Annotated in this window: 22 protein-coding genes and 1 pseudogene; 18 read left to right on the plus strand and 5 right to left on the minus strand. The window is 65.9% G+C overall.

The features are described 5' to 3' along the window. Positions 1-33 precede the first annotated feature (33 nt). Entirely contained in the window at positions 34-465 is a 432-nt protein-coding gene (locus tag HV773_RS22655) for an STM2901 family protein (protein WP_175196770.1), read from the plus strand. Further along, positions 465-818, plus strand: coding sequence for a DUF1493 family protein (locus tag HV773_RS22660; RefSeq protein ID WP_175196771.1), 354 nt, complete (start codon positions 465-467; stop codon positions 816-818). Before HV773_RS22655 ends, HV773_RS22660 begins: the two co-directional genes overlap by 1 nt. A 48-nt stretch (positions 819-866) precedes the next feature. On the opposite strand, the gene HV773_RS22665 is transcribed toward HV773_RS22660, so the two are convergent. Then, a complete protein-coding gene (locus tag HV773_RS22665; RefSeq protein ID WP_175196772.1) occupies positions 867-1,424 on the minus strand; it encodes a putative glycolipid-binding domain-containing protein in 558 nt (185 codons plus the stop codon). Between the two features lie 256 nt (positions 1,425-1,680). Between HV773_RS22665 and HV773_RS22670 the strand changes: the two genes are divergently transcribed. The 7 genes and pseudogenes from HV773_RS22670 to HV773_RS22700 all read left to right on the plus strand — a co-directional run bounded on the left by HV773_RS22670 (position 1,681) and on the right by HV773_RS22700 (position 7,772). After that, a complete protein-coding gene (locus HV773_RS22670; protein WP_175196773.1) occupies positions 1,681-2,784 on the plus strand; it encodes an urea transporter in 1,104 nt (367 codons plus the stop codon). Between the two features lie 33 nt (positions 2,785-2,817). Next, positions 2,818-3,594: a class II aldolase/adducin family protein gene (locus HV773_RS22675; protein WP_175196774.1), complete on the plus strand. Its 777-nt coding sequence runs from the start codon at positions 2,818-2,820 to the stop codon at positions 3,592-3,594. A 56-nt stretch (positions 3,595-3,650) separates the two neighbouring features. Continuing rightward, positions 3,651-3,839 carry a 4-oxalocrotonate tautomerase gene (locus HV773_RS22680; RefSeq protein ID WP_175196775.1) on the plus strand — a complete coding sequence of 63 codons (189 nt, stop codon included), beginning with the start codon at positions 3,651-3,653 and terminating at the stop codon, positions 3,837-3,839. Positions 3,840-4,253: 414 nt separating this feature from the next. Beyond that, a pseudogene (locus tag HV773_RS22685) lies at positions 4,254-5,579 on the plus strand (cytochrome ubiquinol oxidase subunit I); the annotation flags it as partial. 181 nt (positions 5,580-5,760) lie between these two features. Then, a complete protein-coding gene (cydB, locus tag HV773_RS22690; RefSeq protein WP_175196777.1) occupies positions 5,761-6,765 on the plus strand; it encodes a cytochrome d ubiquinol oxidase subunit II in 1,005 nt (334 codons plus the stop codon). Next, positions 6,740-6,895 (plus strand): hypothetical protein, encoded by a 156-nt coding sequence (locus tag HV773_RS22695; protein ID WP_175196778.1) that lies wholly within the window; start codon positions 6,740-6,742, stop codon positions 6,893-6,895. Before cydB ends, HV773_RS22695 begins: the two co-directional genes overlap by 26 nt. A gap of 79 nt (positions 6,896-6,974) precedes the next feature. After that, complete coding sequence (locus HV773_RS22700; RefSeq protein ID WP_175196779.1) at positions 6,975-7,772, plus strand: hypothetical protein; 798 nt, start codon at positions 6,975-6,977, stop codon at positions 7,770-7,772. Positions 7,773-7,827: 55 nt separating this feature from the next. Here the strand turns inward: HV773_RS22700 and HV773_RS22705 are convergent, their stop codons facing one another. Together HV773_RS22705 and HV773_RS22710 are read right to left on the minus strand one after the other, a co-directional pair. Next, positions 7,828-8,517, minus strand: a complete 690-nt coding sequence (locus HV773_RS22705) for a methyltransferase family protein (RefSeq protein ID WP_175196780.1) — start codon at positions 8,515-8,517, stop codon at positions 7,828-7,830. 87 nt (positions 8,518-8,604) lie between these two features. Then, a complete protein-coding gene (locus HV773_RS22710; protein WP_175196781.1) occupies positions 8,605-9,447 on the minus strand; it encodes an arylamine N-acetyltransferase family protein in 843 nt (280 codons plus the stop codon). A gap of 317 nt (positions 9,448-9,764) precedes the next feature. On the opposite strand from HV773_RS22710, the gene HV773_RS22715 reads away from it, so the two are divergent. From HV773_RS22715 to HV773_RS22740, 6 genes are all read left to right on the plus strand, one after another. After that, positions 9,765-11,240, plus strand: a complete 1,476-nt coding sequence (locus HV773_RS22715; protein ID WP_175196782.1) for a carbohydrate porin — start codon at positions 9,765-9,767, stop codon at positions 11,238-11,240. Positions 11,241-11,335: 95 nt separating this feature from the next. Beyond that, positions 11,336-12,496: an NHL repeat-containing protein gene (locus HV773_RS22720; RefSeq protein ID WP_175196783.1), complete on the plus strand. Its 1,161-nt coding sequence runs from the start codon at positions 11,336-11,338 to the stop codon at positions 12,494-12,496. Position 12,497: 1 nt separating this feature from the next. Then, entirely contained in the window at positions 12,498-13,814 is a 1,317-nt protein-coding gene (gene efeB / locus HV773_RS22725; RefSeq protein ID WP_175196784.1) for an iron uptake transporter deferrochelatase/peroxidase subunit, read from the plus strand. Positions 13,815-13,874: 60 nt separating this feature from the next. Beyond that, the gene (locus tag HV773_RS22730; protein ID WP_175196785.1) at positions 13,875-14,882 is read left to right on the plus strand and encodes an iron ABC transporter substrate-binding protein; all 1,008 of its coding nucleotides are present in this window, start codon (positions 13,875-13,877) and stop codon (positions 14,880-14,882) included. Between the two features lie 55 nt (positions 14,883-14,937). Beyond that, entirely contained in the window at positions 14,938-16,572 is a 1,635-nt protein-coding gene (locus tag HV773_RS22735; RefSeq protein WP_175196817.1) for an ABC transporter permease, read from the plus strand. Positions 16,573-16,590: 18 nt separating this feature from the next. Then, positions 16,591-17,640, plus strand: coding sequence for an ABC transporter ATP-binding protein (locus tag HV773_RS22740; protein WP_175196786.1), 1,050 nt, complete (start codon positions 16,591-16,593; stop codon positions 17,638-17,640). On the opposite strand, the gene HV773_RS22745 is transcribed toward HV773_RS22740, so the two are convergent. Then, entirely contained in the window at positions 17,621-18,517 is an 897-nt protein-coding gene (locus HV773_RS22745) for a LysR family transcriptional regulator (RefSeq protein ID WP_175196787.1), read from the minus strand. The two genes, HV773_RS22740 and HV773_RS22745, sit on opposite strands and share 20 nt — an antisense overlap. A 112-nt stretch (positions 18,518-18,629) precedes the next feature. On the opposite strand from HV773_RS22745, the gene HV773_RS22750 reads away from it, so the two are divergent. Further along, the gene (locus tag HV773_RS22750; RefSeq protein WP_175196788.1) at positions 18,630-19,568 is read left to right on the plus strand and encodes a DMT family transporter; all 939 of its coding nucleotides are present in this window, start codon (positions 18,630-18,632) and stop codon (positions 19,566-19,568) included. Between the two features lie 39 nt (positions 19,569-19,607). Here the strand turns inward: HV773_RS22750 and HV773_RS22755 are convergent, their stop codons facing one another. Beyond that, on the minus strand, positions 19,608-20,906 hold the full coding sequence (locus HV773_RS22755) for an MFS transporter (RefSeq protein WP_175196789.1): 1,299 nt from the start codon (positions 20,904-20,906) through the stop codon (positions 19,608-19,610). A gap of 132 nt (positions 20,907-21,038) precedes the next feature. On the opposite strand from HV773_RS22755, the gene HV773_RS22760 reads away from it, so the two are divergent. Both HV773_RS22760 and mdcA read left to right on the plus strand, forming a co-directional pair. Continuing rightward, entirely contained in the window at positions 21,039-21,875 is an 837-nt protein-coding gene (locus HV773_RS22760) for a GntR family transcriptional regulator (RefSeq protein ID WP_175196790.1), read from the plus strand. After that, positions 21,859-23,550 carry a malonate decarboxylase subunit alpha gene (gene mdcA, locus HV773_RS22765; RefSeq protein WP_175196791.1) on the plus strand — a complete coding sequence of 564 codons (1,692 nt, stop codon included), beginning with the start codon at positions 21,859-21,861 and terminating at the stop codon, positions 23,548-23,550. Before HV773_RS22760 ends, mdcA begins: the two co-directional genes overlap by 17 nt. The last annotated feature ends 5 nt before the right edge of the window (positions 23,551-23,555 follow it).

The following is a 23,555-nucleotide window of genomic DNA, read 5'->3' on the forward strand; positions in this document are numbered from 1 at the left end:
CGCACAGGTAGAGATGAGAGGAGCGCTGATCGAATGAGTAACGCATACAACTACGGAAGTCATAGAAATCTGACGCCCGCCGAATTTTTCTTATTTATCGCAGTAGGTGAAACATGCGAGCAGCTTGGCATCGACGACGTTGAAGCTGTCCTATTAATTTTGTCCGGACTTCCGTTACTACCTACGAGGGCCAAACCGATGGGGGCAACGAAAGGTACATCCGTCGCCTCTGTCATGTCTAGATCGTTGTTCAGATACGAACTCAAGCACAAAGTGTTACCGACCTTCACACTGAATAGCATCAAGCGATTCCGGTGGATTCTGACGCACAGGCTAAGCGTCTTTGTCGGCCGAACCATCCCGGGCGTTGGCTGGATCATGCTGGCAAATGACGTTTGCCAAATCACGTTCCATACGATCATTAAATACAATCGAAACGTTGCGCCTGAAGACAGGGTGTTTTGATGAAAAGCCGTTCATGGGAAAGTCTGGAGTCGTTCGTTAGACAGGAAGCTTGCATTTCATCGAAAAAATCGATTACGCCCGTTACGTCCGTCGAGGACGATTTAGGGCAGCAAGGCGACGACGCCGATCTTTTCATGCAACGATTCTTCGAAGCTTTCGACGTAGATCGTGGAGACTATGACTTCCATCGATATTTCTTGATGGAAGGAGAAGGCGTTCTTTATCACCTTCTCTCCAAATATCTGATGAGACGAAATCACACTTTGAAAAGAGAACCGCTAACAGTCGGGATGCTTCATGCGGCGTTGCTCAACGGCAAATGGGACTCCGGAGCGCTGTCACAGCACAAGTAGGATTCGCCGCTGCCGACGGCTTTTTTCTCAACACAGCGCTGCGCCGCTTCAGCGCTTAGCAGGCGGCAGGCGGCGAAACAGCGTGGGATAGTCGATCACGAGGCCGTCTTCATCGACGCGCAGGTTCGCGGTGAAGTCGCGGAAGATGCCTTCGTAGCGGTATTCGCGATCGGGCTCGATGCAGACATAGGCCTGCTCGACGCGTTTGGGCTCGAGCCCCGGCGCCGCGATATAGGCGACCTCGATCGGCCGGCGTTCGCCGCGCGCGAGATTCAGGCGCCGGATCGGCAGCGAATTCGTGAACGGCGTGGCCGCGATGTCGATATCGATGCAGCCTTCGATCGCCTCGAGCACGCGGCCTTCGCCATCGCGCCAGTGCCCGTGGCCATCGCCGTGCATCGCGAATGCCTTGCCGCCCATCACGCGGAACGCCGCGTAAGTCGCGCGCCAATGTGCGTCGCAATGCACCGTGTAGCAAAGGCCATAGGCCTGGCCGTAGCGCTGCCCGACCACCACGCTTTCCACGCGGATCGCGCCGCCGCTCGAATCGAAGGCCAGATGCTCGATGCCTTCGCCCTCTTCCGACACCCAACGTAGCTCACGCATGGCTCGTCTCCTTGCAGGCCGCAGCAGCGGCCATCCCAGTGGGCATACCACCAGGAATACTACCGGCAAATAGCGACTATCAACGCCCGCGCATGCGCAAGATGGGCCGCTTCGCCTATCCTCGCGCTGCGGGCCGACCGGGCGCGGTTTCCGGCCCGCCGCTTTTGTTTTGGTCCGCCTTGTGGTCCACTCTGGCCCCGACCCGCTCGAATCCGCATTTCCCAGGCCGCGCCTTCCTCGTTCCCGTTCGCCCATCATGTCCACCCCAGCGCCCGCTCAAGCCAATCCGGACGCCGCTTTCGCCAGCCCAACCGCCAACGCTGCGGCCACGGACGCCCCGCCAGGCTTCACCGAGCACGTGCGCACGCTGCTGCGCAGCCTCGGCCAGATCGTCCTGCAGCGGCATGCCGGCACCGGCGTCTGCCTGCTCGCGGCGCTCGCGCTGTGCGACCTGTGGCTCGCGTGCGCGGCGGTAATCGGCGCGGCGACGGCCAATCTCTGCGCGCGAAGGGCCGGCCACCCGTACGCGGAGATCCGCGACGGCCTCGTAGGCTTCAATGGCGCGCTTGCCGGACTGGCGGCCATCACGTTCGCGGGCGAGAACGTCACGGCCGCGGTGCTCGCCGTGCTCGCGGCGGCGGCCACCGCGTGGATCGGCGCGCAGCTCGTGCGCTGGCTGCGCCGCGTGGGCCTGTCCGTCTATTCGGCGCCCTGCCTCCTCGCGACCTGGCCCTGGATGGCGCTGGGCTTCGGCAACCAGCGCACCACGATGGCCAGCGCCATCGCGTCGGCCCATCTGGCCCCGTCCTGGCTCGATGCGGCGGCGGGCGTATTGAGCGGCGTCGCGCAAACCACCTTCGCCACGGGCGCGCTACCGGGCCTCGTGCTGCTCGCGGGCCTCGTCTGGTCGTCGCGCCGGGCCGCGGCCTACGCGCTCGGCGGCGCGGCGCTCGCGACCGTCATCGAATACGCCGTCGGTGTGCCGCCCGCGAGCTTCACGGCAGGCCTGTGCGGTTTCAACGGCGCGCTCGCGGCGCTTGCGGCCAGCTCGCTCGGCCCGCGCGCCGCAATCTGTGCGACGATGCTTGCCGCGGCGCTGCATCTGAGCGCCATGCGTTTGGGCATGCCCGGCATGACCGCTCCGTTCGCGCTCGCCGGATGGACCGCCCACAGCGCGTGGCGCCTGATCACGCCGGGCGGGCCACGGTCGCGCCAGGCGCCTGCGCCGGGCGCGGTGGCAAAATCACCCGAAATCGGCGCCGACACCGCGCACGGCGCGCTGCCCGATGAAACGGGCAAATTCGCCACGCTGCACATCGGGACGCAAATCGAGCCCGGCACCCGTCCCGAAGTCCGCTGAAGTTCACCGAAATTCGCTGAAGGAGAGCAGTCCATGTCATTCGCCCATCGTCCGGCCAGCATTGCCGCCGACGCCGCCCCGCCCTCCGCCGAGGAGCAGCAGCTGCGCGTGGACCTTGCCGCCGCCTACCGGCTCATCGCGCTCTACGGCTGGGACGACCTGATCTACACGCACGTCTCCGCCGCCGTGCCCGGCGAGCCCGGCCGCTTCCTGATCAACCCGTTCGGCCTCGCCTTCGACGAGGTGTGCGCCTCGAATCTGGTGAAGATCGACACCGAAGGGCGCATCGTCGGCAACAGCGTGCATCCGGTCAACGCAACCGGTTTCGCGCTGCACGCGGCCGTGCACCTCGCGCGCCCCGACGCCGTGTGCGTGATGCATCTGCACAATACGGCGGGCATCGCCGTCTCGATCCAGCGCGACGGCCTGCTGCCCGCCTCGCAGCATGCGCTGCGCTTCTACGGCCAGCTTGGCTGGCACGACTACGAAGGGCTCTCGTTCTCGCCTGCCGAAGGCACGCGCCTCACGGCGAGCCTGGGCGCGCATCCCGCGATGCTGCTGCGCAACCACGGCACGCTCACCACGGGCCGCACCATCGCCGAAGCATTCGTGCTGATGGCGACGCTCATCAAGGCCTGCGAGATCCAGTTGCAGGCCCAGGCGGGCGGCGTGCCGCTCGTGCTGCCCACGCCCGAAGTCTGCGCGCACACGGCAGAGCAACTGCGCGACGGCGGCGCGATCGAAGGCGTGCTCGAATGGCCCGCACTGCTGCGCAAGCTCGACCGCATCGACACGTCATATCGCGACTGATTGCAACTGGTCGCGACTCAACCCGTTTCATTACCCCTGCAAACAAGGAGATCCCTATGCCGACTTTCCACATCGAGATGTTCGAGGGCCGCAGCGTCGAGAAAAAGCGCGAACTCGCCGCCGCGCTCACCGAGACCACCTGCAAGGTGCTGGGCGTGGACGCCCAATCGGTCGACATCATCTTCACCGACGTGAAGACCGAAGACTGGGCGACGGGCGGCAAGCTGTGGAGCGATCCGCGCTGAGTTAGCCCGATTGAATAGATCGTCGTCCTGACGATCTTGATGCTCCATCGCGAGGCCGCGCCGCGGCCTCGCTCCTGCCTCGCCCTCCCGATTCGAAGGTCTCGAATTCCCGCACCTGGGCGAATTGACGCACCACAGGCGCCTACAACACGAATCGCGCCCGATTTGACACAAATTGACGCAGTGCGCACCCCACGCCGCCCAATCGATTTGCAGTGAATCCTTAATCTAAACTGATCCATATCAACGATTTAGCGCACAACTTCGTCGCTTGACGATTGACTACTGCGACACGCTGGCGCACGTCGCAGTGCAGCAAACCTCAGCCTGTTCCCCTACGCTTACGTCCATTCGCACGGCGCATCACGCGCGCGAAAACGCTTTCCGCTACGCAAGCAACTAGCAGGCACGCACATGCAATCGTCACTCTCGGCATTCGATCTGGCCCGGCTGCAATTCGCCTTCACCGTCTCCTTTCACATCGTCTTTCCGGCGCTCTCCATCGGCCTCGCGAGCTTTATCGCGGTGCTCGAAGCCTGCTGGCTCAAGACCCGCAAACCGTTCTACAAGGACCTGTGCCTGTTCTGGTCGAAAATCTTCGCCGTGGCCTTCGGCATGGGCGTTGTCTCGGGCGTGGTCATGAGCTACCAGTTCGGCACCAACTGGGCCGGTTTCTCCTCGTTCGCGGGCCCGGTCACCGGACCGCTTCTCATGTACGAGGTGATGACCGCGTTCTTTCTCGAAGCGGGCTTCCTCGGCATCATGCTGTTCGGCTGGAACCGCGTGAGCCCGCGCGCGCACTTCGGCGCAACGCTGATGGTCGCCATCGGCACGCTCATTTCCACCTTCTGGATTCTCGCGTCGAATAGCTGGATGCAGACGCCGCAAGGCTTCAAGGTGGTGGACGGCCATGTCGTGCCCACCGACTGGTTCAAGGTCATCTTCAACCCCTCGTTCCCGTACCGCCTCGCGCACATGGCGATTGCCGCCTTCATCGTGGCCGCGCTCGTGGTCGCCGCGACCGGCGCGTGGCATCTGCTCAAAGGCCGGCGCGACGCCGCCGTGAAAAAGATGTTCGCGATGGCGCTCGGCCTGCTGCTCGTGCTCGCGCCGTTGCAGGCCATCGTGGGCGATGCACACGGCCTGAACACGCGCGAATACCAGCCCGCCAAGATCGCCGCGATCGAAGGCATCTGGGACACCGAGCAGGGCGGCACCGCGCTCAACCTGTTCGGCCTGCCCGACATGGAAGCGGAAACCACGCGCTACGCCGTGAAGATTCCGCATCTGGGCAGCCTGATCCTCACGCATAGCTGGGACGGCGAAATCAAGGGCCTCAAATCGTTCCCGGCCGAGGAGCGCCCGAACTCGACGCTCCTGTTCTGGACCTTCCGCGTGATGGTTGGATTAGGCATCCTGATGATTGTGCTGGGCGTGGCCGGCTGGTGGCTGCACCGGCGCGGCACGCTCTACGAGTCGCGCGCGTTCCAGCGCTTCGCGCTGGCGATGGGCCCCACCGGTTTCGTCACGCTGCTCGCGGGCTGGATCACCACCGAAGCGGGCCGCCAGCCGTGGGTGGTCTACGACGTGATGCGCACTTCGCAAGCGGTCTCGCCGCTCACGACGCAGCAGGTCAGCGTCTCGCTGATGACCTTTGTCGTCGTGTACTTCCTCGTGTTCGGCACGGGCATCTACTACATGCTCAAGCTCATGCGCAGCGGCCCCGCGCTGCCCGGCGAGCGCGCGCGGAGCGCGCCCGCGGCACCTGCCGCCCCCATCGCGCCCGCCCCGCGTATCGCGAGCCAACCCGCGAGCCAACCCGCGCGCCGCCCGACGCGCGCCGCCGATCAGTTGATCGACGCGTGATGCCCGGACCCACACGACCCCGCACGAACCGCAATCGAAAAGAGGCAACGCAAACATGGACGTCACCATCATCTGGGCCGCGATCATCGCGCTCGGCCTTTTACTCTACGTGGTGCTGGACGGCTTCGATCTGGGCATCGGCATCGTGTTTCCGCTGTTCCCCGACGAAGACGAGCGCGACCTCATGATGAACACGGTCGCGCCCGTCTGGGACGGCAACGAGACCTGGCTGGTGCTAGGCGGCGCGGGGCTGTTCGCCGTGTTCCCCATCGTCTATTCGACGGTGCTCTCGGCGCTCTATCTGCCGCTCGTGTTCATGCTCGTGTGCCTGATCTTCCGCGGCGTGGCCTTCGAGATTCGCGCGAAGGCCAAGCGCACGAAGCATCTGTGGGATCTCGCGTTCATCGGCGGCTCGACGGGCGCGGCGTTCTTCCAGGGCATCGCACTGGGCGCCTTCCTGCAGGGCATTCCGATGACCGACGGGCGCTTCGCCGGCGACGCGTTCGGCTGGCTCACGCCGTTCAGCCTGCTCTCGGGCTTCGGGCTCGTGGCGACCTATGCGCTGCTTGGCAGCTGCTGGCTCGTCGCCAAAACCGAGGGCGATCTGCAGCGCCGCCTGCACAAGCTGGTGTGGCCGCTCACGGTCATGCTGCTCGGCTTCATCGCGCTCGTGAGCGTGTGGACGCCGCTGCAAGACCCGGTCATTGCGCAACGCTGGTTCGGTTCGGGTCTGTTCTGGCGGCTCGCGCCAGTGCCGCTGCTGGTGCTCGCGAGCGCCATCTGGATGCGCTGGGCCGTGCAGTCGCGCCGCCACAAGACGCCGTTCGCCGCCGCGCTCGCCCTCGTGCTGCTCGGCTACGTGGGGCTGCTCGTGAGCCTGTGGCCCTATGCGATTCCGCAGCAGCTCACGCTCTGGCAAGCGGCCGCGCCGCGCGAGAGCCAGACCTTCACGCTGATCGGCGCGTCGTTCATCCTGCCCATCATCGTCGCGTACACAGCGATGAGCTACTGGGTCTTCCGAGGCAAGCTCCGTCATGGCGACATCCATCACTACCACTAAGCCGCGAACGCGCGCGCTGCCCGGCTGGCTCTGGTTCGTGCTGCTCTGGTGCGGCGGCGTGGGCGCGGCCATCTCGCTCGGCTTCGCGTTCAAGGTCTTCATGAACCTCACGCTCTTCGCCGTTAAATAAAGCGCGCCGCGTTAGGGCCTGTTCCCACTAATAACAGGCCCTATACTGTAGGCCATCTGTAACTTCAGCGATAAAAGCCATGCAGCAGATGACCTTCATGGAATGCGTGAAACACGCGTGGTGCAGCACACGGGACGCGTTCACGCGCATGCCGGCGCTCGTGCTCGGCACCTTCGTCGCCTATGCCGTGCTCGGCGGGCTGGCGCTGGCCGGCCGGCCCTTGCCAGGCGACGGCGAGGGGCCGTCCACGGGTCTCGTGCTGCTGGCCAACCTGGCCTCGCTGCTCAATGCACTCGTCTATGTCTGGTTCACGCTGAAGGTCTACCGCTTCGTGCTGCTCGACGAGCCCACGACGCCGCTCGTCGCATCCGGAGCGAGACCGCTCTTGCGCATCGTGGCGCTGGGCCTCGTCATGATGCTTGCGCTGGTGGGCATCGCGGCTGCGTTGTGGCTGGTGCTGCGCCCGCGTCACGAGGGCGGCGTGGCCTTTCTTTCGCTGATCGTCGGCGCGATCTGGGTGTTCATCGGCGTGCGGCTCAGCCTGCTCTATCCGTCGCTCGCAATCGGCGGGCGCTTCGCTCTGGGCGCTGCGTGGCGTGACAGCCGTGGACACTTCTGGAGCGTGCTGGGCGTTTCGTGCGTAGCGGCGCTGCCGCTGCTCGTCTGCGGCGTGCTCGCGCTGATTGGCCTGGGCGTCGCCGGCGTCACGCCCGAGGACGTGGAAACGCCCGCGTGGATTACCGTGCTCGCCATCGGGCAGAGCGTCGTCAATGTCACCTTCGCGCTGCTCACGAGCACGGCGCTCGCCTGGCTTTATCGGCGCTACGCGAACGAACTGGCAAATGGCGGCGGCGCGAATGCCGCCCGCAGCCGCTGAGTGTGCCTGGCGCGCCGCACTTTAGCGGCGCCAGCGTGCCCTGCCCGCGCGCGATTCACCAGACGCCGGGCACGAACCGATACTTCACCCGCTCCAGATACTCGCGGTAGCCAGTCAGTTCCGCGGCGAGCACGCGCTCTTCCCGCACTGCGCGCCAGCCGATCCCGGCCACCATCAACGGCACACACGCAAAGCCCCACCACGAGCCGAGCATGAGCGGCGTGCCCGCCAGCAGCGGAATCGCGAACGCATACATGGGATGGCGCACGTAGGCATAGGGGCCGCTATCGGTCACCGTGTGGCCGCGGTCGCGCTGGATCTTCACGACGGGCGCGGCGTAGCGGTTGGCCGTGAACACCGCGCGCATGGCGTACAGGCTCACGAAGATCCCCGCCGCGCCACACATGCCGAGCCAGAACGGCACGTGTGACCAGTGAAAGCGCATGGCGTCGATGCCGATCAGGCACAGCCACGCGCACCAGCCCACCGAGACCGCCATCATGAAGATGCGGTCCCAGACCGCCTGCTCACGCTGGGTGAGCGGCGCGAGGCGTTCGGCAAGCAGGCCGGGGTCGGTGCGCGCGAGCCACAGTCCGATCCACGAGCCCAGCACACCCCATTCGAGCAGCCACAGCCATGCCGCACCCCACGCGAGCGTGCCGGCCGCGACGAACAGCAGCGCGCCCTGAAACACCAGCCAGATGAACGTCTGCACGAGCAGACGCTTGACGAGAGCGTTGTCCAACGTGTCCTCCTGTCGGCCAGAGTTAGCGCTTCAGTTGTCGATCGGAGTGGGTGCTTCAGCACCTACTCCGATCCCATGCAAAGCTCGCTAGCGACTCGCGCCCCGCCCTTGCACGCGCGCGAACAGCGCGTCCATGTCGAAGCCCGCGGTATCCAGGCCGAACTGCTCGTTCAGGCAGCGCGCGAGTTCCGCTGCATTCTCGATGGTGCGCTCCGTCGTGCGCTGGCCTTTCGCGTCGCGCTCCGTATAGCGGTCGTTAAAGAGAATCGCGCGGCTGTCTTCGCGCGCGATGCAGGCGATCAGGCTCTCGGTGAAAAACGATTGCGGCGACGCCGATGTGTACCAGTTCGCCAATTCGTAATCGACCCATTGCGCGGGCGCGTCGTCGAAGCGGTAGACGTCGATCCATTCATTGCCGTCGTACTGCTCGAGCTTCCACTCGCGATCGCCGAGCGGCGTGAGCCGCGCGGGTTCGAGCAGCGTCTCCTGCGCGCCGCGCTCGGCGAACGCCAGCGGCGCGCACAGCGAGGCGCTGCCGAAACCCACGTCCACCAGCCAGGCCGCGCCGTCCACATGCACGCGCAACAGCATGTGCGTGCGCGGCGTGATCGTGCCAGCCGGACGGCCGAACAGCACGCGCGCGGCCAGCGGCTCGATGCGAAAACCCAGCTGCATGAGTGCGTGCGCGAGCACCGTGTTGTGCTCGAAACAGTAGCCGCCGCGCCGCGACGCCACGAGCTTGGCAAACACATCGGGCGGCGCGACCGACACGCGGCGCGCGGCAAACGGATCGAGGTTCTCGAACGCAATCACACGCGGATGCAGGCGATGCAGTTCACGCAGCACGTCGAGCGATGCGCGGCGCTCGCCGCGGTAGCCGATACGCGCGAAATAACGATCGAGGTCGAAATGGAAATCGAGGTCGGACATGAAGGCGACTCGCTATTCGAAGGAATCCAAATGGCCCGGAAACCGGCCCAATGCCGTGATGATATTCGGTTTCTTTCTTCATACCGAATACCGTCGAAGCTGGCTAATTGCTATCACCAGAGCCACTTCTGAAAGGCTTCAGTAATACCCGCGCTTACACCACGTAATTGTTTTGATAATCATTCTCATTCGTGTTGACGATCCCATTCACAATGAGTACGATGGCGCCGCCATTAACGTAAATGATTCACGCCAGCTGCGAATAGCGCACACCGATGCGGTCCGGTCAGGGAAGAAAGCAAAAAGTAAGGACTACGATGAAGTTCACCAGGTCAGCCCGCTCATTTTCACGACGCCCCCCCGCGACGCACAGGCTCGCGATCTGGGCGGCGTGCGCTGCGTTCACATGCGGCAGCGCCCAGGCGCAGACCAGCAGCAACCCCGACGCGGCGCCCGAGGCTCCCGAAGCCGATCTCTCGATCCAGGCGCAACCGTCGAACTTCTGGACCGGCATCTGGACCCGCCAGAACCTGCTCGGCGACATGGGCGGCCTGCGCCCCTGGCTCGGCAAGTATGGCGTGACGTTTCAGTTAACCGAAACGAGCGAATACCTCGCGAACCTGCGCGGCGGCCTCAATCGCGGCGGCACCTATGACGGCCTCACCACCGCGACGGTCCAGGTCGACACGAGCAAGGCGCTCGGCATTCCCGGCGGCCTCTTCAACGTCAGCGCACTGCAGATTCACGGCACCAACCTGAGCGCGCGGAATCTGGGCACGCTGAACACGGCAAGCGGTATCGAAGCGCAAGCCTCCACGCGCCTGTGGGAAATGTGGTACCAGCAGTCGTTCCTCGACAAGAAAGTCGACGTGAAGATCGGTCAGCAAAGCATCGACCAGGAATTCATCACGAGCCAGTATGCCGCGCTGTTCGTCAACACGATGTTCGGCTGGCCCGCACTGCCCTCGTACGACATGCCGTCGGGCGGGCCGGCTTATCCGCTCGCGGGGCTCGGCGTGCGCGTGCGCGGCCAGATCGCGCCCGCGCTCACCGGCCTGCTTGGCGTGTTCGACGGCGACCCGCTCGGCAACGACCCGAGCAACTTGAGCGGCACGAACTTCAACTTGCACAACGGCACGATGGTGATCGGCGAGTTGCAGTACGCGATCAACCAACCGTCCGAGGGCCAACTCGAGAGCGCGGATAGCAGCCACGCGCTGCCCGGCACCTACAAGCTCGGCTTCTGGTACAACAACAACGCGTTTGCCGACCAGCGCTACGACAACACCGGGCTCTCGCTCAACAACCCTGCCACAACCGGCATCGCCGCACAGCATCACGGCAACTTCAGCATCTACGCCGTGGCCGACCAGATGATCTGGCGCCCCGACCCCGACGAGGCGCGCAGCATCGGCGTGTTCGCGCGCGTGATGGGCGCGCCGGGCGACCGCAATCTCGTCGACTTCTCCGCCAATGCCGGCATCGTGATGAAGGCACCGTTCAAGGGCCGCGACAACGATAGCGTCGGCCTCGCGCTCACCTATATCAAGGTCGGCAATAACGTGCACGACCTCGATCTGGACTATCGCGCCTTCAACACGGGGCCATACGGTGTGCGCACCCAGGAGACCACGCTCGAAGCGACGTACCAATATCAGGTTACGCCGTGGTGGCTGTTGCAGGCCGACGCGCAGTACACCTTCAACGCCGGCGCCGGGCAGAACCCGAGCGACCCGACCCAGGCGCTGCGCAACACCTTCGTGGTGGGCGTGCGCACCAACATTACTTTCTGATCCTGAGCATCATGTTCAACCCCAGGCCCTCAAGCACGCCGGCGATCGAAGCCGCATCGTTCACGCATGCCCCAAGCGCCGTACGGAGCAATACGATGAACCACGCCACGCGCAAGCTCCTGCTGTGCTCTGCCCATGCCACGCGCGCCGCACTCGCGCTCGGCCTTGCCGCCCTTTTCGGCGGCACGCCGCTCGCCGCGCACGCGGACCCGCAGGGCCTGCTCGAAACGGTCCACCATCACACCACGCTCATCAACACGGTACCCGACAACGGCGACCAGAACCCGTATGCGATTTATGTCGCGCCGGTGAGCGCCGGGACCGTGAAGCAGGGCGACGTGCTGGTCGACAATTTCAACAACGCCGCGAACCTGCAGGGCACCGGCAGCACCATCGTCGACTATCACCCCGACACGAAGCAGATGACGCTGTTCGCGACCATTCCGCGCGATCTCAAGGAGTGCCCGGGCGGCGTGGGACTGTCCACCGCGATGACGATGCTGAAGTCGGGCTGGGTGATCGTCGGCAGCACGCCGAGCAACGACGGTACGACCAACACCAAGGGTGCGGGCTGCCTGATCGTGCTCGACAGCAGCGGCAAGATTGCCAAAGCGATCAGTACGCCGAACATAAACGACCCGTGGGGCAACATGGCCGTGGTCGACAACGGCGACCACGCCACGCTGTTCGTGAGCAACGCGGGCTTCGGCGTGGGCGGCGCGGACGGCAATCCACCCGTGTTCAAGCAATCCACGGTGCTGCGCCTCGACCTCGATATCGCGCACGGCCAGGCGCCGGTCGTAAAGAGCGAGACGGTGGTGGCGAGCGGCTTCGGCGCGCAGGCCGACAAAGGCGTGTTTCTCGTCGGCCCGACCGGGCTCGCCCTTTCGCCCGACAACAAGCAGCTCTACGTGTCGGACGCGATCGGCAATCGCATCAACGTGATCGAAGATCCGCTCACGCGCGACACGAGCGCGGGCGTGGGCCGCCAGCTCACCGCCGATGGCCTGCTGCACCGCCCGCTTGCGATGATCGCGACGCCCCAGGGCCACCTGCTCGTGACCAACGCGCTCAATGGCCAGGTTGTCGAGATCGACCCGGCAACGGGCAAGCAGCTTTACGCACGCTGGATCGACACCGACAAGGCTCAGTCGCCGCCGGGCAGCGGCGACCTCTTCGGCATCGCGCTCACTCCGGCGGGCGATGGCTTCTACTACGTCGAAGACGACGTGAACACTCTTGTGCTGGCGAAATAACATGTCCTCCGAAGACTCCCAAGACCGTCCGGCGCGTCTCGCGCGGCGCGGTTTCCTGAAGGCCGGCGGCGCCGCGATTGCAGCCGGCGCTTCGCTTGGCGCGGGGCTTGCTGTGCCGGGCCAGGCGCAAGCCGCCGAAGGCAAGCAACACGCCATGGCCGCCGATCCGATACATGCTGTCGAGCCGTTCTACGGCGAGCACCAGGGCGGCATCGTCACGGCGCAGCAGGCGCACACTTACGTGGCGGCGTTCGACCTTACGACTACGTCGCGCGACGACGTGATCAAGCTGCTGCGCGAGTGGACCGAGTCCGCTGCGCGCATGACGCAGGGCCATAGCGCGGCGGCACTCGACGGCGCAGGCAACGACAGTCCCGCGCCGGATTCCGGCGACGTCCTCGGTCTCGGGCCGGCCGGCCTCACGGTGACATTCGGCTTTGGCCCGGGTCTGTTCACCTCGGAAGGCAAGGACCGCTATGGGCTAGCGCACCTGCGGCCCGCCGCGCTCGTCGACTTGCCGCGCTTCAATGGCGACCAGCTGATTGCCGAAAAAACCGGCGGCGACCTCTACGTGCAGGCCTGCGCGCACGACGCACAAGTGGCCTTTCACGCGGTGCGCCAACTCGCGCGCCAGGGCTACGGCAAGCTGCGCATGCGCTGGGGCCAGGCCGGCTTTCTCTCCGGCCCGCGCGGGCAAACGCCGCGCAATCTCATGGGCTTCAAGGACGGCACCAACAATCCGCCTACCGGCGACCGGGCGGCGATGAACCAGTTCGTCTGGGCCACCGCCTCCGACGCGCCATGGATGCAGGGCGGCACCTATACGGTGGTGCGCCGCATTCGCATCACGCTCGAGCACTGGGACCAGATGGAATTGGGCTTCCAGGAGCAGGTGTTTGGCCGCCGCAAATACAGCGGCGCGCCCATCGGCAAAGACAAGGAATTCGATGCCGTCGACCTGAACGCCCAGGACAAGGACGGCAATGCGCTGATTCCCGACAACTCGCACGTGCGCCTCTCGAACCGCGCTTCGAACAACGGTGCGCAGATCCTGCGCCGTTCGTACTCGTATAACGACAGCACGAACTTCTACATCGAACGCTGGCCGCCATGGCGCCAGGAAACCGAATATGACGCGGGTCTCATCTTCATCGCCCACCAGGCCGACCCGCGCACGGGCTTCATTCCGATCAACGAGAAGCTCGCGAAGTTCGACATGATGAACCAGTTCACCACCCACGTGGGCAGTGCGATCTTCGCGTGTCCGCCGGGCGCGAAGGCCGGTTCGTTCGTGGGCGCCGAGCTGTTCGACGCCTGAAAAAAGCCCTATTGCAGATTCATTCCGGATTCAATCGACAAGAACGGACCAAGACAGATCATGAACACGACGTTTATCCGTGCACGCGTACTCGCCATCGCGCTCGCAAGTGCATTGCCACTCGCCGCGCACGCCGCCTCGATCACGCTCTATAGCGCCCAGCACGAGCAGGTGGTGAACCAGCTCGCCAAGGACTTCGAGAAGCAGACCGGCATCGACGTGAAGATCCGCAGCGGCGAAGGCCCGGCGCTCGCCGCGCAACTCGTGGCTGAAGGCGAGAAGACGCCCGCCGACGTCTACTTCACCGAGAACTCCCCCGAGCTGATGCTGCTCGAGGAAAAGGGCTTGCTTGCGCCCGTGCAGAGCGCGACGCTCGCGCAGGTTCCCGCCCGCTATAACTCGCCGGCCAGCCAGTGGGTGGGCGTGACCGCGCGCGAGAACGTGCTCGTCTACAACACGACGAAGCTCCAGCCCTCGCAACTGCCGCAGTCGATCTTCGACCTCGCCAAGCCCGAGTGGAAGGGCAAGGTAGGGATCGCGCCGAGCGACGCCGACTTCCTGCCGCTCGTAGAGGCCGTACGCGCCGCCAAGGGCGAAGCCGCGACGCTCGCCTGGCTCAAGGGACTGAAGAACAACGCGCAGGTCTTCGACGACGACGAAGGCGTGACGGCAGCGGTCAACCGCGGCGCTGTCGTAACCGGCATCATCAACAACTACTATTGGGACCGTCTGCACGCGGAACTCGGCGACAAGCAGACCCGCAGCGCCGTCGCCCAATTCGCCGACGGCGACGTGGGCGCGCTCGTGAACGTCTCGGGCGCGGCGGCGATGAAGGCCGCACACAACCCGGACGGCGCACAGAAGTTTCTCGCCTATCTCGTGAGCGAGCGAGCGCAGAAGCTTATTGCGCAAGGCCATATCAGCTTCGAATATCCGCTGCGTCCCGGCGTGGCGGGCGATCCGATCAACAAGCCGTTCGATCAGTTGAAGCCGCCGGCGCTGACCATCCAGCAGCTCGGCGACGACAGCCAGGCAGGCCGTCTGCTGCGCCAGGCCGGGTTGCTGTAATTCGATATGGATGACTGAATAAATCGTGAGTGAAGCCACTACGCCGGCGCAAATCATGCCACTGCAAAGCACGGACGATGCAACCAGCAAGCCGGTACGCCGGCGGGCGCCGCGCGCGCTTTTTCTGGCTGCGGCGCTCGGCCCCGTGCTCGTGCTGTTGCCGCTTGCGCTAACGTTCTGGCGCGCGCTCTCATTCGGCTTGGCCGATGCAAGCGAGCTCCTGTTCAGGCCGCTCGTGGGCGAGTTGCTCGTCAACACGCTGAGCATCACCGTGAGCGCGACGCTCGCCTCGGCGGTGCTCGGCACCGCGCTCGCCTGGTTTGTCGAGCGCACCGACGTGCCGGGGCGCCGCCTGTGGGCCTTGCTCGCCGCCGCGCCGCTCGCGATGCCGGCGTTCATCACGAGCTATGCGTGGGTCTCGCTGAGCCTCGATTTGCAGGACTTTCTCGGTGCGCTGGTGGTCATCACGACCGCCTATTTCCCGCTTGTCTACCTGCCCGTGGCCGCGGCGCTGCGCGGGCTCGATCCCGCGCTCGAAGAATGCGCGCGCGCGCTCGGCTGCAACCGCTGGACCACCTTCGCGCGCGTCGTGCTGCCGCAATTGCGCCCCGCCCTGCTCGGGTCGATGCTGCTCGTCGCGCTCGGCGTGCTCTCGGAATTCGGGGCGTTCACGCTGCTGCGCTTTCGCACTTTCACCACCGAGATTTACGCGGAATACCGCACAAGCTTCGATGGCGGCGGCGCATCGCTGCTCGCGTGCGTGCTGATCCTGCTGTGCCTCGTATGCCTCGTGTTCGAATTCCGCGTGCGTGGACGCGCGCGCTACGAGCGCGTCGATCGCGGCGCGCGCCGCGCCGCCGTGCGCCACACGCTCGGCCGCTGGCGCTGGCCGGTCGCAGCCGGCTTCGCCGCGCTCAACGTGGGCACGCTGGGCGTGCCGCTCGGCATGATCGTCTATTGGCTCACGCAGCCCGGCGCCGCTGCGATCACGCCCGCCGACGTCTCACCCGAACTGCTGTTTTCGGCCACCTTTGCGTCACTGCGGCTCGGGCTCATTGCCGCCGTTTTCACGACCCTGCTCGCTTTGCCGCTCGCGTGGCTGCTCGCACGCTTTCCTGGCCGCGCCGCCACCTTTCTCGAACGCACCGCATTTATCGCGCAGGGCGTGCCGGGCCTCGTCATCGCACTCGCCATTGTCTCGCTCGCCGTGCGCATGCTCGAGCCGCTCTACCAGGGCACCACGCTGCTGATCGCGGCCTACGCCATCCTGTTCCTGCCGCTCGCGCTCGTAAGCGTGCGCGCGGCGTTGCTGCAAGCGCAGCAGCGCCTCGAAGAAACGGCGCGCTCGCTTGGCCTCGGCTGGTTCGCCACGCTGCGCCGCGTCGTGCTGCCGCTCGCGGCGCCCGGGCTTGGCGCGGCGGCGTCGATGGTCTTCATCTCGGTCGTGACCGAGCTGAACGCGACGCTGCTGCTCGCGCCCATCGGCACCAAAACGCTCGCCACCCAGGTCTGGTCCGATACTTCGACGCTCGCGTTCGCGGCCGCCGCGCCCTATGCGGCGCTGCTCACCGCGCTCTCGCTCGCGGCCTCGGGCCTGCTGTTCGCGTTCGCGGGCAAGTCGGCGCTCGCCGCGCATGCGCCCCTGCCCGCGCCTTCGGACACGCCGGCTGCCGGCTCCGCAACACACTGACCGTCACCCATTGCGCACATGAGCACACTTCGCATTTCCGGCGTCTCCAAGTCCTTCGACGGCCATCCCGTGCTGCAAGACGTCCACCTCACGGTGAACTCGGGCTCGCTGGTCGCGCTGCTCGGCCCCTCGGGCAGCGGCAAGACCACGCTGCTGCGCCTGTTATGCGGCTTCGAGCGCGCCGATGCGGGAACGATCGAAATCGGTGGCGCACGTGTGGCCGGCGAGTCGCTGCATCTGCCCGCGGAGCAGCGCCGGATCGGCTATGTGCCGCAAGAAGGCGCGCTCTTTCCGCATCTGAGCGTGGCCGGGAACATCGTTTTTGGTCTGCCGCGCACGCAACGGCGCGCACAACATCGCATGGCCGAACTGCTGGAGCTCGTCGGTCTGCCGCAGTCCTATGCGAATCGTGCGCCACACCAGCTCTCGGGTGGACAACAGCAGCGCGTGGCGCTCGCGCGCGCACTGGCGCCCTCGCCAGGTCTCGTGATGCTCGACGAGCCGTTCTCGTCGCTCGACGCCGCGCTGCGCTTGGAAACGCGCGAGGCCGTGGCGCGCGCACTCGCGGCGGCCGGCGCAACCGCCGTGCTGGTGACGCACGACCAGGCCGAAGCGCTCTCGCTCGGCCATGAAGTGGCCGTGCTGTGGCGCGGACGTCTCGTGCAGCAAGCGCCGCCGCAAACGCTCTATCGCCGCCCCGTCACACGCGAGCTTGCCGCGTTCGTGGGCGAAGCGGTGCTCCTGCCAGGCCGTGTCGCCGGAGGAGCGGCGCATTGCGCGCTCGGCGCACTGCCGCTGGCCGACGGCATTCGGCATGAAAGCGGCGACGTCGACGTGATGCTGCGCCCCGAGCAGATCGACGTGCTCCCCCCGGCCGCGGCCGGCGACGGCACGCTCGATGCACTCGTGCGCGAAGTGACTTTCCAGGGACAAGACGCGGCGCTCACGCTGGAGCTTGCCGGCATGCCGACGACACTGCGCGCCCGCGTGCCGGGCTATCGCACGCCACGCCCCGGCGAACGCGTGCGCATCGCCGTGGGCGGCGAAGTCAGCGTCTATCCCCGATAACGGCGCCCGATGCAGGCGGACGCCGCACCGAAAGATCCTGAACCATCTGCTCTACGAAATAATCGCACGTAGGCCGATTCGATTTCACGCTGCGCGCAACGACAATGTCGAGCGGCTCGATCCTGGGCAGCCCCTGCGCCTCGCCGAGGATCTCGAAGCGCGGCGGCACGCTGCAGCGCGTGAGCGCCACCACCGCGATGCCCGCCTCCACCGTCGCCATCAGCCCCATCAGGCTCGCGCTGCTATAGGCCGCGCGATAGCGAATGTGCGCCGCATCGAGCGCCGCCACCGTATGCGCGCGCGCCACGCTGCCGTGCTCATATAGGCCCACCGGCAGCGGCGACATCGCGAGCGGCGCGGGATCGTCGGCCAAGCCCACCCACACCATGTCCTCGCTGCGCACGAATTCGCCGCGCAGCTTTTTATCGCGCGTGACGAAGGCGATGTCGATCTTGTTGTCCGCCAGCATCGGCCCGAGCGCGACGCTCTGCGCGCACACGATCTCGATCTCCACATGCGGATAGAGCGTCGAAAAGCGCTTGAGCACTGGCGAGAGCAGCGCGGCCATGTAGTCGTCGGGCGCGCCCAGCACCACGCGCCCCGTCACCTCGGGCCGCACCAGCGCCGACCATGCCTCCTCCTGCAGATCGAGCGCGCGCCGCGCATATTCGAGCAGCGTATTGCCTGGCCGCGTGAGCGCGAGATTGCGCGTGTCGCGCGTGAACAGCGTAGTGCCGAGCATCTGCTCCAGCCTCTTGATCTGCATGCTCACGGCCGCCTGCGAGCGATGCACGGACACGGCGGCCTTCGTGAAGCTGCCCGCATCCGCGACGGCCGCGAAGGTGCGCAGCAGGTCGAGATCGAACTCGGGATTCATGATTCATAAGCCCCGTTGATGGAATTCTTCAATTTAATTCGTTTGCCGACACCCCGCAACTGGCGAATACTGTCCCGGTTTTCAACCGGCTTTCCATTTACCGATTCCGGCCATGCAATCCGAACTCCACTCTGGCCGCCGCCAAGGCGTCGTCATGCTCGCGGGCGGCGGGCTCCTGATGGGCACGATCGGCGTCTTCGTCGAAGAAGCGCGCCTTGGCGCGCTCACGCTCGTGTTCTTCCGCTGCTTCTTCGGCATGCTCGCGCTGGCCGGGTATTGCGCGTGGAAGGGCTGGCTCACTCGCGAGCAACTCAAGCGCCAGTTCACGCGCCGCACGTTCGCGCTCGCGTTCATCTCGGGCGTGCTGATGGTCACGCAGTGGGTGGGCTTCTTCGATTCGATTCACCGCACGAGCATCGCGGTCGCGACGGTGGTGTTTCATGTGCAGCCGTTCTGGGTCGTGCTGATGGGCGCGGCGCTCTTTCACGAGCGGTTGGGCGCGGACCGGCTCGGCTGGATCGCGATTGCGTTCGCGGGGCTCGTGCTCGCCTCGGGCGTGCTCGCGGAAAGCCATGTCGCCGACCATCCGCGCTATCTGATCGGCCTCGCCGAAGCGCTGGGCGGCTCCGTGCTCTACGCGAGCGTCACGCTGATCGCGAAGAGCCTGCGCGACTTCCGCCCGCATCTGCTCACGCTGATCCAATGCGCGGTGGGAACGATCTGCCTGCCGCTGATCGCGCCCTTCGTCGCACCGCTCCAGTTCGCGCATATCGCGCCCGCGCAATGGGGCTGGCTCGTCGGCATGGGCGTGCTGCACACGGGGCTGTCCTATGTGCTGATCTACGGCGCGCTGCCCAAGCTCACCACGCCCGTGATCGCGGTGCTACTGTTTGTCTATCCGCTCACGGCCATTGCCGTCGATGCCATCGTCTATGGCCGCGCGCTAAGCGCGCCGCAGCTCGCGGGCATGGTGCTGATCGTGCTGGCGAGCCTCGGCGTGAATCTCGGCTGGCGCCTCGTGCCGCCGGGGCTCGTGCTCAGGCGGCGCTGAAGCGCGCCGCCCTTGCTGATATAGCGAACGCTGCCCGCCTTACGAGGGCAGCGTCTCGCCCTTCGTCTCCGGTGCGAACGGAATGATGAGCAGCCCGAGCACGAACGCGAGCGCCGTAAGCGCGACCGGCACGCCCAGCGTGTGCATACGCAGCACCGCCGCGCCCAGCAGAAAGTTCACGCCCGCCCCCACGAAACGCCCGAACGACGTGCAGAATGCAAACGCCGTGGCGCGCACGCGCGTTTCGAACTGCTCGGGCAGCCACAGGCTGAACAGCGCGAAGTTGCCGCCGAAAAAGCCCAGCACGAACAGCAGCGCGATAAACGGCACGAGTCCGTTCTGCAAATAGAACGCCCAGCCGAAGCTCAAGGCAATCGTGACCGCCATGCCCGCGAAATACACCGCGAGCGTCCACTTGCGCCCGATGCGCTCGGCCATCGGCGGCAGCGCGAGGCAGCCGAGAATCGTGCCGATGGAGAGAATGCCGGTGGCGATGGAAGCCGTGCGGATGGCCTCGGCCTTGGTCGCGCCCGCGCGCGTCGCGAGCTGGATCACGGCGGAAGGCTCGTACACGGCACCAGCCCACAAGCCGATGATCGCGATGGTCAGCAGCGCGCAAGCCACCACGGTGCGCATGCGATAAGCACTGCCGAAGATCTCGCGAAGCGGGTGGCCGCGATGCACATGGCTGGCTTCGGAGCGCTTCCATGTCTGCGGCTCTTCCACGCGCGTGAGCACGAGAATGGCGACCACCACGGGAATCGCGCCGGTGAGGAACATCGCGCGCCAGCCGAAGTGCACGCCCACCGTGTAATTAAGCGCGGCAGCAATAAAGAAGCCCGCGTAATAGCCGGTCTGCAAGTAACCCGCGCCCATCTTGCGGCGATCCTCGGGCCACGACTCGGCCACATAAGTGCCCGCGAGCGCCCATTCGCCGCCGATGCCCACGCCCGCGAGAAAGCGGTAAATGCCGAGCGCCCAGACGCTCTGCGCGGTGGCCGAGAGACCCGTGAAGATCGCGAACATGAAAATCGTGCCGGCCAGCACGCGCGTGCGGCCGAAACGGTCCGCCATCGGCCCCCAGATGAACGAGAGGCCCCACCCCACCAGAAACAGCGCGAACAGGATCGAGCCCGCGAGGCCGATGTTCGCGGGCGTCGCCGCATAACCCGAACGCGGCAGCAACTCGGTGAGCGCCGGCGTGAGCACGAGTGCGTAGATGAACGAGTCCATGCCGTCGAGCGTCCAGCCGGCCCAGGCGCCCCAGAAACCCACGATCTGCGAGCGGTTGAGGGGCGTTTTCCGGGCGCGCTGCGCGGCCCCGGTTATCGAGTTCATAGGCGTCTCTCTCCATTAGTTTTCTGCACGCGCCGCACTACCATGACGCATTGGCTAGCGACCCGCTTGGGGCGCGGGTTTCGGGTTTCCGAGACTTTCAAGGTCGTCGTTTTATATATAATATTTGATCTTATGAGCCACGCAACGGATGGTTTTCCCCTGGAAGGCAGCGCCGATGCCGCCCCACAGCCCGCCCCGCAAGGATTGCCGGGCCTGCCGGGCGCAGCGGCGCCGCGCACCAGCACCTCGCGCATGATCGCGGATGCCTTGCGCACCGCCATCGTCGAAGGCACGCTCGCGCCCGACGCGCCGCTGCGCCAGGACGCGATCGCGCGCCATTTCTCGGTGAGCGCGATTCCCGTGCGCGAAGCGCTGCGCCAGCTCGCGAGCGAAGGCTGGGCAAGAATCGAGGTCAACAAGGGCGCGTGCGTCGCCTCGCTCTCGCGCGACGAAGCGCGCGAGATCTACGAGATCCGCTCGGCGCTGGAGAGCCTCGCGCTCGGGCTCGCGATTGAGCATCACACCGAGGCCACGCTGCGCGAAGTGCGCGCGCTGGCCGCCGCGGCCTCACGTGAGCGCGATCCGTCGCTCTATGTGGCGCGCAACGAGGCCTTCCATATGAGCCTCTACGCGCCCGCCGGCCGCCCTCAACTGATGGAAATGCTCGCCACCCTGCATCGCCGTGGCGAACGCTATTTGCGCCTGAAATTCGGCTTTCCCGCCTACAAAGGCGAATCGGATGCCGAGCACACCGAGATCCTCGACGCCGTGCAGCGCCGCGACATCCCCGCCGCGCAGGCGCTGGTGGCCGCGCATCTGCTCGGCACCGGCGAATTGATCTACCGTTTCCTGACCGAGCGCGCAGCGGCGCAGCCCGCCGCCAAAAAAAGGCGCGCCGGCGCGGCTTCTTCCGCCTCTCCCGCAACACCCCGCTCACGGAGCCGAACTCCCGATGAAGCCTCAAGCTGAAACGCCCACTTCGCCCGACCTTGCCAACCTGGCGCCGCGCTCGTGGACCACGCGCCGCGATGAAAAGGCCCGCCGCCTCGCCGCCATTGCCGGCTGGCTCGAAGACGGCATCCTGCCCGCCGCGCGCACGACCGAGGCGCTGGAACTGCTGATCCGCCCTGGCGACCGCGTCGCCCTCGAAGGCGACAACCAGAAGCAGGCCGACTTTCTCTCGCGCTCGTTCGCCAAAGCCGATCCCGCGAAGCTCAACAACGTCCATCTGCTGATTTCGACCATCAACCGCCCGGAACATCTGACGCTGTTCGAGCGCGGCATCGCTCACCGCGTGGACTTCTCGTTCGCGGGACCGCAGAGCCTGCGCGTCGCGCAACTGCTCGAAGACGGCCGGCTCGAAGTGGGCGCGATCCACACCTATGTGGAGCTTTACGCGCGCATGTTCGTCGACCTGATTCCGCAGGTCGCGCTGCTGTGCGCGGAAAAGGCCGACCGTCACGGCAATCTGTATACGGGCCCGAACACCGAGGACACGCCCACGATTGCCGAGGCCGCCGCGTTCAGCCAGGGCATCGTGATCGTTCAGGTTAACGAAATTGTCGACGAACTGCCGCGCGTGGACATCCCCGGCTCGTGGGTGGACGTGGTCGTGCAAGCCGACCGGCCCTTCGCGGTCGAGCCGCTGTTCACGCGCGATCCGCGCCATATCGGCGACTTGCAGGTGCTCACCGCGATGATGGCCATCAAGGGCATCTACGCACCGTACAACATCACCTCGCTCAATCACGGCATTGGCTTCGACACCGCCGCGATCGAACTGCTGCTGCCCACCTACGGCGAGTCGCTTGGCCTGAAGGGCAAGATCTGCCGCAACTGGACACTCAATCCGCATCCCACGCTGATTCCCGCCATCGAATCGGGCTGGGTCGAGAGCGTGCATTGCTTCGGCAGCGAAGTGGGCATGGAAGCGTATATCGCCGCGCGCCCCGATGTGTTCTTCACCGGCAGCGACGGCAGCCTGCGCTCGAACCGCGTGCTGTGCCAGCTTGCGGGCCAGTATGGCGTCGACCTCTTTATCGGCTCGACGCTGCAGATCGACGCCGACGCGAACTCGTCCACCGTCACGCGCGGGCGGCTGGCCGGCTTCGGCGGCGCGCCGAACATGGGCCACGATCCGCGCGGGCGACGCCACGCGAGCGACGCGTGGCTCAAGCTGCTCAAGTCGGACGGCCCGCAGGCGTCGATTGCGCGCGGCCACAAGCTGGTCGTGCAGCTCGTGGAAACGTGGAAGAAAGGCGGCGAGCCGACTTTCGTGGACGAGCTCGACGCCATCGCCGTGGGCGAGAAAAGCGGCATGCCCATCGCGCCCGTGATGATTTACGGCGACGACGTGAGCCATGTCGTGACCGAGGAAGGCATCGTGCACCTGCATCGCGCCGAAGGCATCGACGAACGGCGCGCCGCGCTCGCGGCGGTCGCGGGCGTGACGCCCATCGGCCTGCGCGCGCAGCCGCAAAAGACCGAGGAACTGCGCCGGCGCGGCATCGTTCAGTTCCCCGAAGATCTCGGCATCCGGCGCGGCGACGCGAAACGCTCGCTGCTCGCGGCGCGCAGCATCGACGATCTCGTGACGTGGTCGGGCGGGCTCTATACGCCGCCCGCACGCTTTCGCAGCTGGTGAGCACG

This window comes from Paraburkholderia caffeinitolerans (assembly GCF_902859945.1).
In the GTDB taxonomy this organism is placed as follows: Bacteria; Pseudomonadota; Gammaproteobacteria; order Burkholderiales; family Burkholderiaceae; genus Paraburkholderia; species Paraburkholderia caffeinitolerans.

Coding starts and splice junctions, on each gene's coding strand:
- cydB (WP_175196777.1), top strand. CDS start 5,761: ATGGACGTCACCATCATCTGGGCCGCGATCATCGCGCTCGGCCTTTTA.
- HV773_RS22745 (WP_175196787.1), bottom strand. CDS start 18,517: ATGAATCCCGAGTTCGATCTCGACCTGCTGCGCACCTTCGCGGCCGTC.
- HV773_RS22710 (WP_175196781.1), bottom strand. CDS start 9,447: ATGTCCGACCTCGATTTCCATTTCGACCTCGATCGTTATTTCGCGCGT.
- HV773_RS22755 (WP_175196789.1), bottom strand. CDS start 20,906: ATGAACTCGATAACCGGGGCCGCGCAGCGCGCCCGGAAAACGCCCCTC.
- HV773_RS22730 (WP_175196785.1), top strand. CDS start 13,875: ATGAACACGACGTTTATCCGTGCACGCGTACTCGCCATCGCGCTCGCA.
- efeB (WP_175196784.1), top strand. CDS start 12,498: ATGTCCTCCGAAGACTCCCAAGACCGTCCGGCGCGTCTCGCGCGGCGC.
- HV773_RS22715 (WP_175196782.1), top strand. CDS start 9,765: ATGAAGTTCACCAGGTCAGCCCGCTCATTTTCACGACGCCCCCCCGCG.
- HV773_RS22695 (WP_175196778.1), top strand. CDS start 6,740: ATGGCGACATCCATCACTACCACTAAGCCGCGAACGCGCGCGCTGCCC.
- HV773_RS22665 (WP_175196772.1), bottom strand. CDS start 1,424: ATGCGTGAGCTACGTTGGGTGTCGGAAGAGGGCGAAGGCATCGAGCAT.
- HV773_RS22700 (WP_175196779.1), top strand. CDS start 6,975: ATGCAGCAGATGACCTTCATGGAATGCGTGAAACACGCGTGGTGCAGC.
- HV773_RS22735 (WP_175196817.1), top strand. CDS start 14,938: ATGCCACTGCAAAGCACGGACGATGCAACCAGCAAGCCGGTACGCCGG.
- HV773_RS22660 (WP_175196771.1), top strand. CDS start 465: ATGAAAAGCCGTTCATGGGAAAGTCTGGAGTCGTTCGTTAGACAGGAA.
- HV773_RS22680 (WP_175196775.1), top strand. CDS start 3,651: ATGCCGACTTTCCACATCGAGATGTTCGAGGGCCGCAGCGTCGAGAAA.
- HV773_RS22670 (WP_175196773.1), top strand. CDS start 1,681: ATGTCCACCCCAGCGCCCGCTCAAGCCAATCCGGACGCCGCTTTCGCC.
- HV773_RS22750 (WP_175196788.1), top strand. CDS start 18,630: ATGCAATCCGAACTCCACTCTGGCCGCCGCCAAGGCGTCGTCATGCTC.
- HV773_RS22760 (WP_175196790.1), top strand. CDS start 21,039: ATGAGCCACGCAACGGATGGTTTTCCCCTGGAAGGCAGCGCCGATGCC.
- HV773_RS22675 (WP_175196774.1), top strand. CDS start 2,818: ATGTCATTCGCCCATCGTCCGGCCAGCATTGCCGCCGACGCCGCCCCG.
- HV773_RS22655 (WP_175196770.1), top strand. CDS start 34: ATGAGTAACGCATACAACTACGGAAGTCATAGAAATCTGACGCCCGCC.
- HV773_RS22740 (WP_175196786.1), top strand. CDS start 16,591: ATGAGCACACTTCGCATTTCCGGCGTCTCCAAGTCCTTCGACGGCCAT.
- mdcA (WP_175196791.1), top strand. CDS start 21,859: ATGAAGCCTCAAGCTGAAACGCCCACTTCGCCCGACCTTGCCAACCTG.
- HV773_RS22720 (WP_175196783.1), top strand. CDS start 11,336: ATGAACCACGCCACGCGCAAGCTCCTGCTGTGCTCTGCCCATGCCACG.